18 protein-coding genes are annotated in these 14,301 nt (G+C 65.1%); 7 read left to right on the forward strand and 11 right to left on the reverse strand.

Features of this window, described 5'->3' with window-relative positions; all coding sequences use genetic code 11:
* Window positions 1-153: 153 nt before the first annotated feature.
* Complete coding sequence (locus tag J4G43_RS29785; protein ID WP_014494824.1) at window positions 154-411, reverse strand: tautomerase family protein; 258 nt, start codon at window positions 409-411, stop codon at window positions 154-156.
* A gap of 151 nt (window positions 412-562) precedes the next feature.
* On the opposite strand from J4G43_RS29785, the gene J4G43_RS29790 reads away from it, so the two are divergent.
* Entirely contained in the window at window positions 563-1,540 is a 978-nt protein-coding gene (locus J4G43_RS29790; RefSeq protein WP_208087153.1) for a GlxA family transcriptional regulator, read from the forward strand.
* A gap of 50 nt (window positions 1,541-1,590) precedes the next feature.
* On the opposite strand, the gene J4G43_RS29795 is transcribed toward J4G43_RS29790, so the two are convergent.
* Both J4G43_RS29795 and J4G43_RS29800 read right to left on the reverse strand, forming a co-directional pair.
* Window positions 1,591-2,364: a gamma-glutamyl-gamma-aminobutyrate hydrolase family protein gene (locus J4G43_RS29795; protein WP_071913319.1), complete on the reverse strand. Its 774-nt coding sequence runs from the start codon at window positions 2,362-2,364 to the stop codon at window positions 1,591-1,593.
* Window positions 2,365-2,454: 90 nt separating this feature from the next.
* The gene (locus J4G43_RS29800) at window positions 2,455-3,171 is read right to left on the reverse strand and encodes a hypothetical protein (RefSeq protein WP_208087154.1); all 717 of its coding nucleotides are present in this window, start codon (window positions 3,169-3,171) and stop codon (window positions 2,455-2,457) included.
* 137 nt (window positions 3,172-3,308) lie between these two features.
* On the opposite strand from J4G43_RS29800, the gene J4G43_RS29805 reads away from it, so the two are divergent.
* A complete protein-coding gene (locus tag J4G43_RS29805) occupies window positions 3,309-4,442 on the forward strand; it encodes an AI-2E family transporter (protein WP_208087155.1) in 1,134 nt (377 codons plus the stop codon).
* 76 nt (window positions 4,443-4,518) lie between these two features.
* Here J4G43_RS29805 and J4G43_RS29810 read toward each other — a convergent pair whose 3' ends face one another.
* The 6 genes from J4G43_RS29810 to J4G43_RS29835 form a co-directional block, all read right to left on the reverse strand.
* On the reverse strand, window positions 4,519-4,815 hold the full coding sequence (locus tag J4G43_RS29810; protein WP_028155908.1) for an antibiotic biosynthesis monooxygenase family protein: 297 nt from the start codon (window positions 4,813-4,815) through the stop codon (window positions 4,519-4,521).
* Between the two features lie 99 nt (window positions 4,816-4,914).
* A complete protein-coding gene (locus J4G43_RS29815; protein WP_028149020.1) occupies window positions 4,915-5,151 on the reverse strand; it encodes a hypothetical protein in 237 nt (78 codons plus the stop codon).
* A gap of 70 nt (window positions 5,152-5,221) precedes the next feature.
* Window positions 5,222-6,442 carry a GGDEF domain-containing protein gene (locus J4G43_RS29820; protein WP_028149019.1) on the reverse strand — a complete coding sequence of 407 codons (1,221 nt, stop codon included), beginning with the start codon at window positions 6,440-6,442 and terminating at the stop codon, window positions 5,222-5,224.
* Between the two features lie 230 nt (window positions 6,443-6,672).
* Window positions 6,673-7,152 carry a 30S ribosomal protein S9 gene (gene rpsI, locus J4G43_RS29825; RefSeq protein ID WP_007611021.1) on the reverse strand — a complete coding sequence of 160 codons (480 nt, stop codon included), beginning with the start codon at window positions 7,150-7,152 and terminating at the stop codon, window positions 6,673-6,675.
* Between the two features lies 1 nt (window position 7,153).
* Window positions 7,154-7,618: a 50S ribosomal protein L13 gene (gene rplM / locus J4G43_RS29830; RefSeq protein ID WP_008137961.1), complete on the reverse strand. Its 465-nt coding sequence runs from the start codon at window positions 7,616-7,618 to the stop codon at window positions 7,154-7,156.
* Window positions 7,619-7,776: 158 nt separating this feature from the next.
* On the reverse strand, window positions 7,777-8,205 hold the full coding sequence (locus tag J4G43_RS29835; RefSeq protein WP_039147848.1) for a PaaI family thioesterase: 429 nt from the start codon (window positions 8,203-8,205) through the stop codon (window positions 7,777-7,779).
* Between the two features lie 86 nt (window positions 8,206-8,291).
* Here J4G43_RS29835 and J4G43_RS29840 point away from each other — a divergent pair, with 86 nt between their 5' ends.
* The 4 genes from J4G43_RS29840 (at window position 8,292) to J4G43_RS29855 (ending at window position 11,790) form a co-directional block, all read left to right on the forward strand.
* On the forward strand, window positions 8,292-9,116 hold the full coding sequence (locus J4G43_RS29840) for an enoyl-CoA hydratase (protein WP_208087156.1): 825 nt from the start codon (window positions 8,292-8,294) through the stop codon (window positions 9,114-9,116).
* A 123-nt stretch (window positions 9,117-9,239) separates the two neighbouring features.
* Window positions 9,240-9,824 carry a CoA-binding protein gene (locus J4G43_RS29845; RefSeq protein WP_208087157.1) on the forward strand — a complete coding sequence of 195 codons (585 nt, stop codon included), beginning with the start codon at window positions 9,240-9,242 and terminating at the stop codon, window positions 9,822-9,824.
* A 139-nt stretch (window positions 9,825-9,963) separates the two neighbouring features.
* On the forward strand, window positions 9,964-11,244 hold the full coding sequence (locus J4G43_RS29850) for an O-acetylhomoserine aminocarboxypropyltransferase (RefSeq protein ID WP_028149015.1): 1,281 nt from the start codon (window positions 9,964-9,966) through the stop codon (window positions 11,242-11,244).
* Window positions 11,245-11,445: 201 nt separating this feature from the next.
* Complete coding sequence (locus tag J4G43_RS29855) at window positions 11,446-11,790, forward strand: hypothetical protein (protein WP_063982941.1); 345 nt, start codon at window positions 11,446-11,448, stop codon at window positions 11,788-11,790.
* A 5-nt stretch (window positions 11,791-11,795) separates the two neighbouring features.
* Here the strand turns inward: J4G43_RS29855 and J4G43_RS29860 are convergent, their stop codons facing one another.
* Window positions 11,796-12,872, reverse strand: a complete 1,077-nt coding sequence (locus J4G43_RS29860) for a COX15/CtaA family protein (RefSeq protein WP_208087158.1) — start codon at window positions 12,870-12,872, stop codon at window positions 11,796-11,798.
* 110 nt (window positions 12,873-12,982) lie between these two features.
* Between J4G43_RS29860 and J4G43_RS29865 the strand changes: the two genes are divergently transcribed.
* The gene (locus J4G43_RS29865) at window positions 12,983-13,204 is read left to right on the forward strand and encodes a DUF2842 domain-containing protein (protein ID WP_208087159.1); all 222 of its coding nucleotides are present in this window, start codon (window positions 12,983-12,985) and stop codon (window positions 13,202-13,204) included.
* Here J4G43_RS29865 and J4G43_RS29870 read toward each other — a convergent pair.
* Window positions 13,194-14,237 (reverse strand): polysaccharide deacetylase family protein, encoded by a 1,044-nt coding sequence (locus tag J4G43_RS29870; protein ID WP_208087160.1) that lies wholly within the window; start codon window positions 14,235-14,237, stop codon window positions 13,194-13,196. The two genes, J4G43_RS29865 and J4G43_RS29870, sit on opposite strands and share 11 nt — an antisense overlap.
* Between the last annotated feature and the right edge of the window lie 64 nt (window positions 14,238-14,301).

Genomic DNA, 14,301 nt, shown 5'->3' on the forward strand with positions numbered 1-14,301 from the left:
GAACATATGGTGCGCGTCTTGCGAACCTCAATGCGGCCGCGTGCAGGCCATGGTCGTGATTGTGCGATGCAATGGAAATCGCCCGCAGATCGATTGAGCACAGGGCGGTGGCGAACCATGCCTTTGGCTGGTCCGCCCGCGCACGCTGTGCTGCTACGGGCGCGGGACCCGCACGCCATCCGCGCCGATCGTGCCGAACATCCCGGCGATGATCTCAGGCGTCGGCTGCATGCCACCCAGCGACCAGTGCGCCGGCTCCTGCTCCTCGATCCTGACCCAGACGTTGCGGCGGAAGTCCGGATTGCCCTGCCCTTCGACCTCGACCAGGAGATCGGTGACGCGTTCGAGCAAGGTCTTCTTTTGCCCGGCATCCAGGATGCCGCGGACGGTGGAAATGGTGACGTAAGGCATGTCTCTCTCCAATGATGTCGTGTGACGACGGCACGAGACTGGACCTGACGGCGCCGGCAAGGCAGTGGCGGATAAGACAGAGATCGGGCAATTTCCGCCACGCAGCCCCGCGCCGATCGGCTAGGATCGCCGCGCCTGTCCTGGAGGTCTCATGAAGCTCGCAATTCTGGCGCTGGAAGGCTGTATGCATTCGGCGATCGCCGGGGTCGCCGACATCCTGTCGCTCGCCAATCACGTGATGCAGCAGAGCGGTGCGAAAACCCGCTTCGCCTGGGAGGTGCTTTCGCTCGACGGCAAGCCGGTGCGCGCCGGCGGCGGCCAGATGGTCGCCGTCGATGGCGCGGTCGGCAAACGCGGTCGCTTCGACGCGATCCTCGTCCCCGGCAACCTTGTCGATCACGTCACGGCGGAGCGCCTGCAACCGCTATATGCCCGCGCCGGCGCCTGGCTTCGGCAGCAGCATGCGAGCGGCCGGCTGATCGGCGCGTTCTGCAGCGGCGTGTTCCTGCTTGCAGGCAGCGGCCTGCTCGACCACCGCCGCGCCACCATCACCTGGTGGCTGCAAGGCGAGCTGCGGCAGCGCCATCCCACCATCGACCTCGCTGCCGACGCCGTCATCACCGTCGCGGACCGCATCGTCTGCGCGGCCGGACCGATGTCGTGGGTCGACCTCCCGCTCAGGCTGATCGAGATGGTCGACGGCAAGGAGATTGCAAAGCTCTGCGCGGACTACGTCGTCATCGACACCGCGCAACGCACCCAATCGATCTTCATGCCCGTCGGCTATTTGCTGTCGCAGGACCCGCTGCTGACCCGGGCCGACCTGCTGGTTCGCCGCACCGGCAAGAGCCCGATGACGGTCAAGCGCCTCGCCGATGCGCTCGGCCTCAGCGAGCGCACGCTGAACCGGAAGTTCCAGGAGCTCACGCGCGAGCCGCCGCAAGCCTTCATCATGCGGCGCCGCGTCGAGCATGCGCGCACGCTGCTGGAGACGACGGCGCAGCCGATCAAGACCATCGCACGCACGGCCGGGTATGAAGACGAGAGCAGCTTTCGCAAGGCGTTCCGCAAGCTGACCTTGATGTCGCCGCAGGCCTATCGCGCGCGACGGATGGAGCGGACGGCGTAAGCTGCGAAACCAAGGCGCTGTTCAGTCGATGGCTGCGAGCGAGCCTCTTGTTACGCCGCCGCACGCTGGCGTACGACCATCGCCTCGCCGAACGCCTCGAACAGCTTGCGGTTGATCGGATTGCGCTGCGGGTCGTATTCGGCGTGCCATTGTACGCCGAGCGCGAAGGTCGGGGCTTCCGCGATGCGGATCGCCTCGATGGTGCCGTCCTCGGCGACGCCCTCGATCAGCACGCGCTTGCCGGGATCGAGAATGCCCTGGCCATGCAGCGAATTGACCCTGATCTTCTCGCAGCCGAGCAGTTTTGCGAACGCGCCGCCCGGCGTGAGGTCGACGTCATGACGGTCGGCGAACACCACGGTCGGATCGGGATGAATCTCGCCGTTCTCGAGCCTGGGCATGCGATGGTTCATGCGGCCGGGGATCTCGCGGATCTCGGGATGCAGCGAGCCGCCGAAGGCGACGTTCATCTCCTGCAGGCCCCGGCAGATGCCGAACAGCGGAATGCCGCGGGACACGCAAGCGACCGAGAGCGCCAGCGCCACCTCGTCGCGGTGGATGTCGTAGGGCTCGTGCCGCTCGCACGGATCGACATTGAAACGGGTCGGATGGACGTTGGCGCGGGCGCCGGTGAGCACGATCCCGTCGACCACATCGAGCAGCGCGCCGATATCGGTGATGTCGGGCGCTCCCGCAAACATCATCGGCAGGCCGCCGGAAACCTCGGCCACAGCGCGCAAATTGCGCTCGCCGACCATCTGGACCTGAAATCGATTTTCGACGCGATGGGCGTTCCCGATCACGCCGACGACCGGCTTTCTCATCTCCCGTTCCGACCTCCCGCGTAAGAAGATTCTCCAAACATGCCCTCGGGATGGAACAAATTCAACAGAAGGGATCGCGGGACGGCAATGCTATTTTCGCGCAAATGCCTCCCGGGCCTCGGTTGTCCCCACGACGGGCAGGCCGGCGGCCTTCAGCGCGGTTGCCGCCGGATCGTCCGGCGTGGCCAGCCAGGGCAATTTCGCCTCGATTCCGCGCGTCACGGGCTCCCCGAGCACCCCGCCGAAATCGATCGGCCAAAACCCGTTGGGCACCACCTCGGCGGTGAGGGCACGGACGGCGTAGCCGTCGCCTAGGACCGCATCCGCATGGTCGCCGGCGACAAGGCGCGCGGTTTTGGGGTCTTTGGGATCGCCAAAGCTCACGAGCACGGGGATCAGCTCCCCCTGCACCGGGACAATGCCGGCCTGCCGGCTGATATCATTGAACGAGACGCGGTTGCCGCGCGCGGCGCCATAGGCACGGAGCGCGACATAGTTGATGTCGTCGAGGTCGAGCTTGCCGCCCTGCTGATGCGCCAGCAATGCCACCAGGTTCTTGCCTTTGCCGCCGTCTTGGCCGAGATCGACGAACACGGCCTCCCCGCGCATCGTGGTGCGGCCGCCGCGGTTATAGTTGCGGTCAGGCACCACGGCGAGAACACCGGACCCCGTCTTGATCCCGTCAGGCGTCGTCACCTCGACCGTGAGGCGGTATTTGTGGCCGGGCCGGTTGATCCGGATCTGGTCGCCGATCACGATCACGGCCAGAAGCCCCAGCAGACCGGCCCACTTGCTGATGAAACTCAAGCGCCCCCCACCTGTTTTCTCCTCATCGCTCTGCACCGTTCGCGCGACAGCGTCAAACCAGCGCGTTGACGCGGTCTTGATCGGAAGCGCGTTTGTCGAAAGAGTGCCCCGCTCGCAGCCGCCGAAAAGGACATGATGTGACCATCCTCGCAGACCAACGCCCCACGACCCGCACCGATCTGGCTTGGGCAATTTCGGTCGGCGGCATCGGCGTCGTGCTGTTCACGGCGATGCTGGTCTTCACCTGGTATTTTGCGACCACGCTGCTGCTGATCTTCACCGGCATGCTGCTCGGCGTCGGCCTCAACGCGCTGACCAACGCGCTCGGCCGCCGCGTGCACCTGCCGCATCCGGTCCGGCTCGCGATCGTCTGCGTCGTGCTTGCGGTGCTGCTCGCGGGTGTCGCCTATCTCGGCGGCGCCACCATCGCCGAGCAGGCCTCGCTGCTGAGCAAGACCATCAAGTCGCAGATCGGCAACGTGAAGACCTTCCTGGACAGCCACGGGATCGACACCAGCTTCTTCGATCTCGGCAACGCTGCGTCTGACACTTCGGCCAATCCACCATCGGACTCGACACCCTCGCCAGCAGCCCCCCCGCGCGGTTCCTTGCCCGGCGCCGGCGCGCTGGCCTCCAGCGGTGGCGCGATCGTGAGCCAGACCTTCAAGCTCCTGCTCGGCACCATCCACGGTGTGGGAAACATCTTCATCGTGCTGTTCCTGGGGCTGTCCTTCGCCGCCCAGCCCGGCGTCTATCACGACGGCCTGTTGTTCCTGGCGCCGGCGAGGCATCGCACCCGCGTCACCCTGATCATCGACCGCATCAGCGAGACGCTGGAACGCTGGCTGATCGCGCAGATCGTCGTGATGATTGCGGTTGGCATCGTGACCTGGATCGGGCTTGCCATCATCGGCATCCCCGGCTCGTTCATCCTGGGGATTCAGGCGGGCCTGCTCGCCTTCATTCCGACCGTCGGCGCCATCATTGCCGGCGTTGTCGTGGTGCTCGCGAGCCTCGCCTCGGGCTGGATTCCGGCGCTGTCGGCCTTCCTCCTCTTCATGGGCGTGCACGCGATGGAGAGCTATGTGCTGACGCCGATCCTGCAGCGGCAGGCGCTCGACATCCCGCCCGCCACGCTGTTCGCGTTCCAGATCCTGCTCGGCGTCGTGTTCGGCATCTGGGGCCTGGCGCTGGCGCTGCCACTGGTCGCCATCGCCAAGGTCATGATCGACCATTTCAAGACGTATGAGGCGCCGCCCCTGGCAGCATGATCCGGAAAAGTGCGCAGCGGTTTTCCGAAAAGATCATGCTCAGGCGACGAGCCGGCGTAAGGCGTCGTGAAGTCGCTCAGGTCGTCAGCACGGTCTCGGTGTGCTCGACCTCCGGGGGCGAAGCAAAGTACTGACCGACGAGGCCGCGCCATTCGGTGAAATTCTCCGAGCCGCGGAAATCGACCGTGTGGTTCTCCAGCGTCGCCCACTTCACCATCAGCCGGTAGCGCTGCGGCTTCTCGATCGACTTGTGCAGTTCGAAGCCGTGAAAGCCCTTGGAACCGCCGAAGGCGGCCTTGGCCTTGGCGACGGCCGCCTCAAAGTCCTTCTCGCTGCCCGGCTTGACGTCGATTTGCGCGATCTCGGTGATCATCGGTTTCCACCCTGTTTGTTTGATGGGTGTGTCTACCGTAGACCGCAACGAAGAAAAAGGCACCGAATCGGCGCCCTGACCGGTCAAAAATGCGTGCTCTCAGGCCAGCAGCAGAGCGGTGCCTGCCACGATGAGCGCGCAACCGATGAACAGCGCGAGCGGCCAGTAGCTACGGCTTTGCGTGTAGCGCCCCTGGGCGCGGCGCTCGGTGATCAGCGCGCGCTCGTATTCATCCGCGGTGGAGAACACGCAGGCGAAGCCGCCGCGAGCCGAGGCCGCAGCGGCTTCGAGCGACATCAGGGCGGCCTGCGGGTTCTGTCGACGGATCGATTCCATGACCGCAATGGTAGGGATCGAATGGTAAACAGCGGATTACCGAAGGCGCCTCTTGAGGCGCCTCTTGGCTTCAGGCCGTGGCCGGACGCGCCTGCGGCGCACCGACCCGCGCCGCGCTCTGGCGACGCCAGTTCTCCAGCGACAGCGGCAGCTCCTCCGCCGCCTCGACGCGGTTACGACCGCCGCGCTTGGCCTGGTAGAGCGCGGTGTCGGCCGAGGCCAGCAGCACCTCGAGCTCGGTGCCGGCCGGACCGCCGGCGACGCCGATGCTGACGGTGGTGTCGACCGGGCCCTCATCGACCACGACGCCGGAGGTCTCGAACGCCTCGCGCACGCGCTCGGCAACCAGCACGCCCTCCTCCAGCGAACACGGCAGCAACGCCGCGAACTCCTCGCCGCCGATGCGGCCCGACATGTCGGTCATGCGCAGGTTGCTGACGACGACGGTCGAGAACAGTTTCAGCATCTCGTCGCCGGCGGGATGGCCGAAGCGGTCGTTGATCGACTTGAAATGGTCGATGTCGAAGATCATCACGGTCACGGGGCGCCCGGCCTTGGCCTCGCGCTCGATCACGCGCCCGCAGGCTTCCGAGAAGCCGCGGCGGTTGAGCATGCCGGTCAGGGGATCGGTGGACGCGGCGGTCCGGTGCGCCGTCACCGTGCGTTCCGACACCAGCATGAAGATCACGAACACAGTGCCGACGGCATAGAGGATGAGCTCGACCGCAAACACGGTGACCCAGATGCTGCCGGAGAAGCCGGCATCGTTCGGACGCAGGAAGCTGCCGAGCACGATCGGCAGCATCAGCACGCAGCCGTGCATCACCGGCACCACGAAGGCCGGCCAGCGCCGTTGCAGGCTCTTGCGCCGCTCGACCCAGAGCTCGCTCGCGGTCAGTGCCGCATAGACCGAGACGATGCCGGCGCCGACGATCATGCGCAGCATGGACGCGGCGGGATCAAGCAGCGTCACGGCGGCGGCCCAGGCCAGCGCGCCGACAAGGAGACCCGGCCAATTAGGCTTGCGGCCGTGGAAGACGCGCGCCGCATTCCACACCATGCCGCAGGCGACGAAGCCGACCGCGTTCAGCGCAAGGTAAAGATGCGGGCCGAGCTTGTCGCCGGCCGCGGTCCATAGCGCGACGGACGCTGCGCCGAGCAGATACGCGGTGCCCCACCATTTCAGCGCGGGGCTGTTCTCCTGCTTGCCGAAAAACACCATCATGGCGCCGAGCAGTGCGGCAACCATGGTGGCGACCAAATAGAGCGTGATGCTATCGAGCGACATCATGTCGGCCCCCTTCTAGACATAGCAAGTTACGCGATCGGCCCAGCCGACTTGCGCGCCCTTCCAGATGCGACGCTATGTCCCGCGAGTTCCATTCAGGTTTTCATGCGGGGCCAAGTTTTCGGGAAACACGTCATCAATTTGCATACAAACGAACAACAAAAAGGGCGCTGAAATCAGCGCCCTTTTGCATCTCATTGAAGCCGCTTTCGCGGCGAATGTGACCGAAGCGATTAACGCTTCGAGAACTGGAAGGACCGGCGGGCCTTGGCCTTGCCGTACTTCTTGCGCTCGACCACGCGGGAGTCGCGGGTGAGGAAGCCGCCCTTCTTGAGCACGGTACGCAGCTCCGGCTCGAAATAGGTGAGCGCCTTGGAGATGCCGTGACGGACGGCACCGGCCTGGCCGGACAGACCACCGCCGGCAACCGTGCAGATCACGTCGTACTGGCCGGAACGCGCGGCCACCGAGAACGGCTGCTCGATCATCATGCGCAGCACGGGACGGGCGAAATAGACCTCGACCTCGCGCGAATTGACCGTGACCTTGCCGGCGCCCGGCTTGATCCAGACACGGGCGACCGCGTCCTTGCGCTTGCCGGTGGCGTAGGCGCGGTTGAACTTGTCGACCTTCTTCTCGTGCTTGGGCGCGTCGGGCGCGGCCGCCGTCTTGAGCTGCGAGAGCTGGTCGAGCGACTGGATGGATTCGGCCATGTTATGCGGCCCTCGTGTTCTTGCGGTTCAACTTGGCGATGTCGATCTTCTCGGGCGTCTGGGCCTCGTGCGGATGATCGGCGCCGCCGTAAACGCGTAGGTTGCCCATCTGGACGCGACCGAGCGGACCACGCGGGATCATGCGCTCGACGGCCTTCTCGAGCACGCGCTCGGGATGCTTGCCCTCGAGGATCTGGCGCGCGGTGCGCTCCTTGACGTGGCCGACGTAACCGGTGTGCTTGTAGTAGGTCTTCTGCTCGCGCTTGCGACCGGTGAGGACCGCATGCTGCGCGTTGATGATGATGACGTTGTCGCCGCAATCAACGTGCGGAGTGTAGGTCGGGAGGTGCTTGCCGCGCAGGCGCATGGCGACGATGGTGGCGAGACGGCCGACGACCAGACCCTTGGCGTCGATCAGTACCCACTTCTTCGTCACCTCAGCCGGCTTTGCCGAAAAGGTTTTCATATCGGAGTTTCCGTGGACGGGAGATATCGGCGCGAACACCGCGCCGGACTGGGCGGTTTTCTAGAGAAGAGACGCGCAACGGTCAATGCCCCAGAGCGGGAATTACAATAGCAAAATCAATATCTTAAAATTGTGGTGCTATATTACCTGCGAAAAGCTCAAACATTTGGAATGGAATAGGTCGAGGTGACATGAGCGATCGGATCGGGCGACGTGCCGGACAGCAGCTTCACCTCGCCGACCGCCAGGCGTTTGCCGAGCTTGAGCAGCCGCGCCTCCGCCAGCACATCCTGGCCGGGCTGGCCCTTGCGCAGGAAGTTGATGTTGAGATTGGTGGTGACAGCGAGCCCGATCGGCCCGATCGCGGACAGCAGCACCACGTACATCGCGAAATCGGCCAGTGCCATCAGCGTCGGGCCGGACACGGTTCCACCCGGCCGCAGCATCCTTTCGCTGTAGCGCTGGCGCAAAAGGCAGGTCTGGCCGTCGGCGCTCTCGATCGTGATGTCATCGCCGCTGAAGGCCTGGGGAAACTCGTCACGGAGAAACTGCTCGACCTCCGCCACGCTCATTTTCGCTAACGCCATGCTTCGCCTCACCCTCGCTTCGCATCCCCTGTTACATTAAGTTATCTGCGCCATCCAATTGCAAGAATCCAACCGGAAACGCTTCGATGTCCGCCCAGGCCGCCCGCGCCCCCTCACCGCAACCGTCGAGCCTGCTGCGCGAGACCATAGGGCCCATCGCGGTCCTGACGCTGAACCGCCCGGCCGCCCGCAACAGTCTGTCGCAGGCGATGATCGCAAGCCTGCATGCCGAGCTCAATGAGATCCGCGACGACAAGGCGGTCCGCGGCGTCGTGATCGCAGCCAACGGCCCCGCCTTCTCCGCCGGCCACGACATGAAGGAGCTGACGGCGCGCCGCACTGACCCGGATCGCGGCCGCGCCTTCTTTGCCGAGATGATGACCGCCTGCAGCGCGATGATGCAGGCGGTTGTGCATTTGCCGAAGCCCGTGGTCGCGGCCGTCCAGGGCATTGCGACCGCGGCCGGCTGCCAGCTCGTGGCAAGCTGCGATCTCGCGATCGCCTCGGAAGCGGCGAGCTTCGCCACGCCGGGCGTCGATATCGGCCTGTTCTGCTCCACGCCGATGGTGGCGTTGTCGCGGAACGTGCCGCGCAAGCAGGCGATGGAAATGCTGCTGACCGGCGAGCCGATCCCGGCCACGCGCGCCCGCGAGATCGGGCTCATCAACCGCGTGGTCGCGGCCGGCACCGAGCGCGAGGCCGCAATTGCCCTCGCCGAACAGGTCGCGCTGAAGTCGGCCTACACCGTCAAGCTCGGCAAGGAGGCGTTCTATCGCCAGGCCGAGATGAGCCTTGCGGACGCCTATCGCTATGCGGCAGAGGTGATGACCGAGAACATGATGGCGCGCGACGCCGAGGAAGGCATCGGCGCCTTCATCGAGAAGCGCCCGCCGACATGGCGGGATGAATAGTCAACTCCTCATCCTGAGGAGCCGCGGAACGCGGCGTCTCGAAGGATGGAGGCCCGACTGTGGCCTCATGGTTCGAGACGCGCGGGCCGCGCTCCTCACCATGAGGGTCAGAGAAAGACAAAGATGAACCACGACGCCTATCCCGACAATTACATCCGCGGCATCCTCAACAGCGTGAAGTCGATCGCGATGGTCGGCGCCTCGCCCGTCAATGTGAGGCCGAGCTATTTTGCGTTCAAATATCTGGCGCAGCGTGGCTATGACATGATCCCGGTCAATCCCGGCCATGTCGGCAAGGATCTGCTCGGAAAGCCGTTTGTCGCCTCGCTCTCCGACATCGCCCGCCCCGTCGACATGATCGACATCTTTCGCAACTCCAGCCACATCATGCCGGTGGTCGAAGAAGCGCTCACGCTCGATCCGCTGCCGAAGGTGATCTGGATGCAGCTCGGCGCGCGCGATGACGCGGCCGCGGCGAAGGCCGAGGCGGCCGGGATCAAGGTCGTGATGAACCGCTGCCCCAAGATCGAATACGGCCGCTTGTCGTCCGAGATTTCCTGGATGGGCGTCAATTCGCGCACCCTGAGCTCCAAACGGCCGCCGGCGCCGACGCAAGGCATGCGGCTATCCCTCAATCGGATGAGTGTCGGCGGCGGCGACACCGCGGCATCGGATCGCGCCGCCAAAAACAAGAGCGAACAAAGCTGACGCAATCGCGAAGGATTCATTTCGCTCACGCGACAGCGCGTAGCACGATCGTTTCCGATGTGAAGCGGCGCCTTGACGGCGGGCGCGTCGCCGATCAGCATGCCGCGCGATTTCAGATCACAAGAACAGGACGCCCTCAATGAGCGATCGCCTTCCGGGATTTTCAACCCTCGCCGTGCATGCCGGTGCACAACCCGATCCCACCACCGGTGCGCGCGCGACCCCGATTTATCAAACCACCTCTTTCGTCTTCAACGACGCCGACCACGCCGCCTCGCTGTTCGGCCTGCAGGCATTCGGCAACATCTACACCCGCATCGGCAATCCCACCAACGCGGTGCTGGAAGAGCGTGTTGCCGCACTAGAAGGCGGCACCGCCGCGCTTGCGGTCGCCTCGGGCCACGCCGCACAGGTCGTGGTGCTGCAGCAATTGCTCCAGCCCGGCGACGAATTCATCGCCGCGCGCAAGCTCTATGGCGGCTCGATCAACCAGTTCTCGCATGCGTTCAAGAGCTTCGGCTGGAACGTGGTGTGGGCCGATTCCGATGACATCGCAAGCTTCGAGCGCGCGGTGACGCCGCGCACGAAGGCCATCTTCATCGAGTCCATTGCCAATCCCGGCGGCAGCATCACCGACATCGAGGCGATCTCGACGGTGGCGCGCAAGGCGGGCGTGCCGCTGATCGTCGACAACACGCTGGCCTCGCCCTACCTGATCCGCCCGATCGATCATGGCGCCGACATCGTCGTGCACTCGCTGACGAAATTCCTGGGCGGCCACGGCAATTCGCTCGGCGGCATCATCGTCGATGCCGGCACGTTCGACTGGTCCACCGGCGGCAAATATCCGATGCTGTCGGAGCCACGGCCCGAATATCACGGCATCCGCCTGCAGGAGACCTTTGGCAATTTCGCTTTCGCGATCGCCTGCCGCGTGCTGGGCCTGCGCGACCTCGGACCGGCGCTGTCGCCGTTCAACGCCTTCATGATCCTGACCGGCATCGAGACGCTGCCGCTGCGCATGCAGAAGCACTGCGACAACGCCAAGGCCGTCGCCGAATTCCTCGCCGGCCATCCGGCGGTGGCCTCGGTGAGCTATGCGGGCTTGGCAAGCGACAAGTACAATCAGCTCGCGCGGAAATACGCGCCGAAGGGCGCAGGCGCCGTGTTCACCTTCAGCCTGAAGGGCGGCTATGACGCCGGCGTCAGCCTGGTGTCGAAGCTGCAGCTGTTCTCGCACCTGGCCAATGTCGGCGACACCCGCTCGCTGGTCATCCACCCGGCCTCGACGACGCACAGCCAGCTCGACGACGCCGCCAAGGTGAAGTCCGGCGCCGGCCCCGACGTGGTGCGGCTCTCGATCGGCATCGAGGACAAGGAAGATCTGATCGCCGATCTGGAGCAGGCGCTGGGGGCGTAATTGCCATCGTCATTCCGGGATGGTCCGAAGGACCAGACCCAGAATCTCGAGATTCTCAGGTGCGCATTGCGCACCTGAGTTCGGTCCTGCCGGACCGCCCCGGAATGACGGCGGCCGTTTTGGCCGCAGTCAGTTAACAGTCATTAACCATATCTGCCGCATACATCGTCCTTGGATCGCCCCTTTGATTCGGAGCCGACGATGCTGCGCTGGATGGTACCTGCCCTTGCCGCCATGCTGACGGTCTCAGCTGCCGTTGCCGCCGATCTGCCGGCCACAGCGAGACGGCGCGCTGCCGTGCCGCCGCAGGACCCGCCACAGGTCTATGTCGAGACCGATCCGGATGCGCTGATCTCGCCGGCCTATGGCATCGGCAGCTACATCCGCAACCTGCCGGGCACGCCGCTCCTGCCCGGCTCCAGCACCTTGCCGGGCTATTATGGCCGGCCCTGGAGCTACGATTATCAGGGCCCGTACTACGGCGGACCACAGGTCGGCTATTTCTGGCGCCTGCCCTACGCGTGCGGCGTCTACGGCTATTGCTGACCTGATCAGCCGGCCTGACCGACCGGAACCGCGCGCGGCTGCGCCTGCGCAGATTGTCGCGAGGCCAGCCGCTCCATCTGCATCACTGCAAGCGTGAGCACGACGATCGCAACCGCCTGATGCGAAAGCGCGAGGTCGATCGGCACCTGGTTGAGCAGCGTGAGGATCCCGAGCACAGCCTGCAGGCTGACCGCGGCGAACAGCCAGAGCGCCCCGCCGGCCGCCGTGCGCGAGCGCACCGCATCGAGCGCATGCAGCGCCGCCAGCACGAACAGCGCATAGGCCGTCATGCGGTGCTCGAACTGCACCGTCAGCACGTTGTCGAACATGTTGCGCCACCACGGCGTCTCGAACCAGAGCCGGTCGCCTGCGGGAATGAACGCGCCGTCGATCTGCGGCCAGGTGTTGTAGGCACGCCCGGCGCGCAGACCCGCGACCAGCGCGCCGAAATAGATCTGGACGAAGGTCACGATGAGCAGCAGCACGCTCGTGAATTTCAGCCGCGCGGGCGCAATGATCTGCGGACGCCCGGCGAGCCGCCGCACCGTCCAGACGATGCCGGCGAAGATCAGGAGCGCGAGCACCAGATGCGTCGCCAGTCGATATTGCGAGACCTCGACACGTTCCGTCAGGCCCGAGGCCACCATCCACCAGCCGACGGCGCCCTGGAGTCCGCCAAGCGCGAACAGCAGCCACAACCGCCGCCTCAACTCACCCGACAGGCCGCCGCGCCACAGGAAGAACAGGAACGGCAGCAGATAGGCCACGCCGATGAAACGGCCGAGCAGCCGGTGGCTCCATTCCCACCAGAAAATCTCCTTGAACTCGGACAGGCTCATGCCCGCATTGAGCTCGCGATATTGCGGAATTTTCTTGTAGGCCTCGAAGGCCTCGGTCCACTGCGCCTCCGACAACGGCGGCACGCTGCCCGTGACCGGCTTCCATTCGACGATCGAGAGGCCGGATTCCGTCAGCCGCGTCGCGCCGCCGACCAGCACCATCAGCGCGATGAGGGCGGCCACGGAAATCAACCACCAGCGCACGGCGCGATGCGGGTTGGTCGGAGCGAAAATCGTCGTCATTTCAGGGGCAAAACCAAGCCTTGTTGCAAAGAGACTTGAACCGGACTGCGTGCCCCTTATAGTCCCCCGCTCCCGCAGCGCAAGTTACGCGAAGGCCGCAGCATTCCGCCATGACGATCCGCACCCGCAAGTTCCTCGGCGCCATCCTGCTCCTGGTGCTGGCCACCGTCTGGGCCCTGCTCGGCATGGCGCTGGCGCAGATGCCGTGGATCGCCGAGTCCGGCTGGCGGCAGGCGATCTACTACGTGGTGGTCGGCATGGGCTGGGTGCTGCCGGCGATGCCGATCGTGAGCTGGATGCAGCGGCCGGATCGGGTCAAATCTAATTCGTAACGCTGGCGGTCGGTTTCACCGGCGCGAAGGCAACTCCGGACACCAGCACACGCAGCATGCGCAGTGATTGTATCCGGCCGTCCCAGGAAATCCGCGGCAGTGCGCGCAGATTGGTGCGCCCCTCCGCGTCCACGATGCCGGGGATGGTCGAGACGGCGCTGGCAAAGCCGGCCTCCTCCGCCATGACGACATGGCTGCGCCGGAAAGACGAGCGATCGCCGAACGGAAAGGCCAGATGCCTGATCTCGCGGTCGAAGGCCGCTTCCGCCACCGCCTTGCCCATCGTCATCTCGCGCAACGCGGCTGCGTCCTTCATGTTGGCGAGAACGGGATAGTTCACCGTCGCGCTGCCGACCGTGACCAGCGGATCCGCCGCAAGCTTTGCCAGATCCTCCCAATCCATCGACGCTTCGCGCGAGAGCGCGGCGAGGTCGATCCGGTAGCGCGTGCAGAGATCGGCGATCGCAGCCGACAAATCCGCCGGCGGCAACGAGCGCAGCCAGCTCTCGACGAACGAAAACAGCGCCTGCTTCTCGGCGTTGCCTGTGACGGTGAAGCGCTGCTCCTTCTCGCCCATCATCAGGTTGATGCGGCTCTCGCGCGCGATCATCCGCTCGAGCCCGAGCCACCAGGCCTCTCCGACTCCATCGGGAAACGCGGTGGGCACATAGATCGTGAACGGCACGGCGTGGCGCGCCAGCACCGGATAGGCGAAGCTGATGAGGTCCTTCTTGGCGCCGTCGAAGGTCAGCGCCACGAAGCGCCGCTTCTCCGGCAGCGTCACCGCGCGGCGGCAGACATCGTCCATGCCGAGGAAGTCATATCCCCACTGCTTCAGCGCACCAATGGCGCGATCGAGAAATTGCGGACTGATCTCGCTTTCACGCAGCGGCTGAAACGCGCCGCGCCGCCGCGGCCGAACGTGCTGAAAGCGCAGGATCGCGCCGGCGCCGCGGCTGCGCAGCGCAGCCTGACCGGTGAACCAGACCAGCTCAAGCCGCAACCGCTCCAGCCATCTGTCGTCGGATGCCAATGTCCCACCTTCGCGTTCGCCTGATTGTCATTACCCTTTGTTGACATTTCTTTGCAAAGGTCGG

Source organism: Bradyrhizobium barranii subsp. barranii (assembly GCF_017565645.3).
GTDB lineage: Bacteria > Pseudomonadota > Alphaproteobacteria > Rhizobiales > Xanthobacteraceae > Bradyrhizobium > Bradyrhizobium barranii.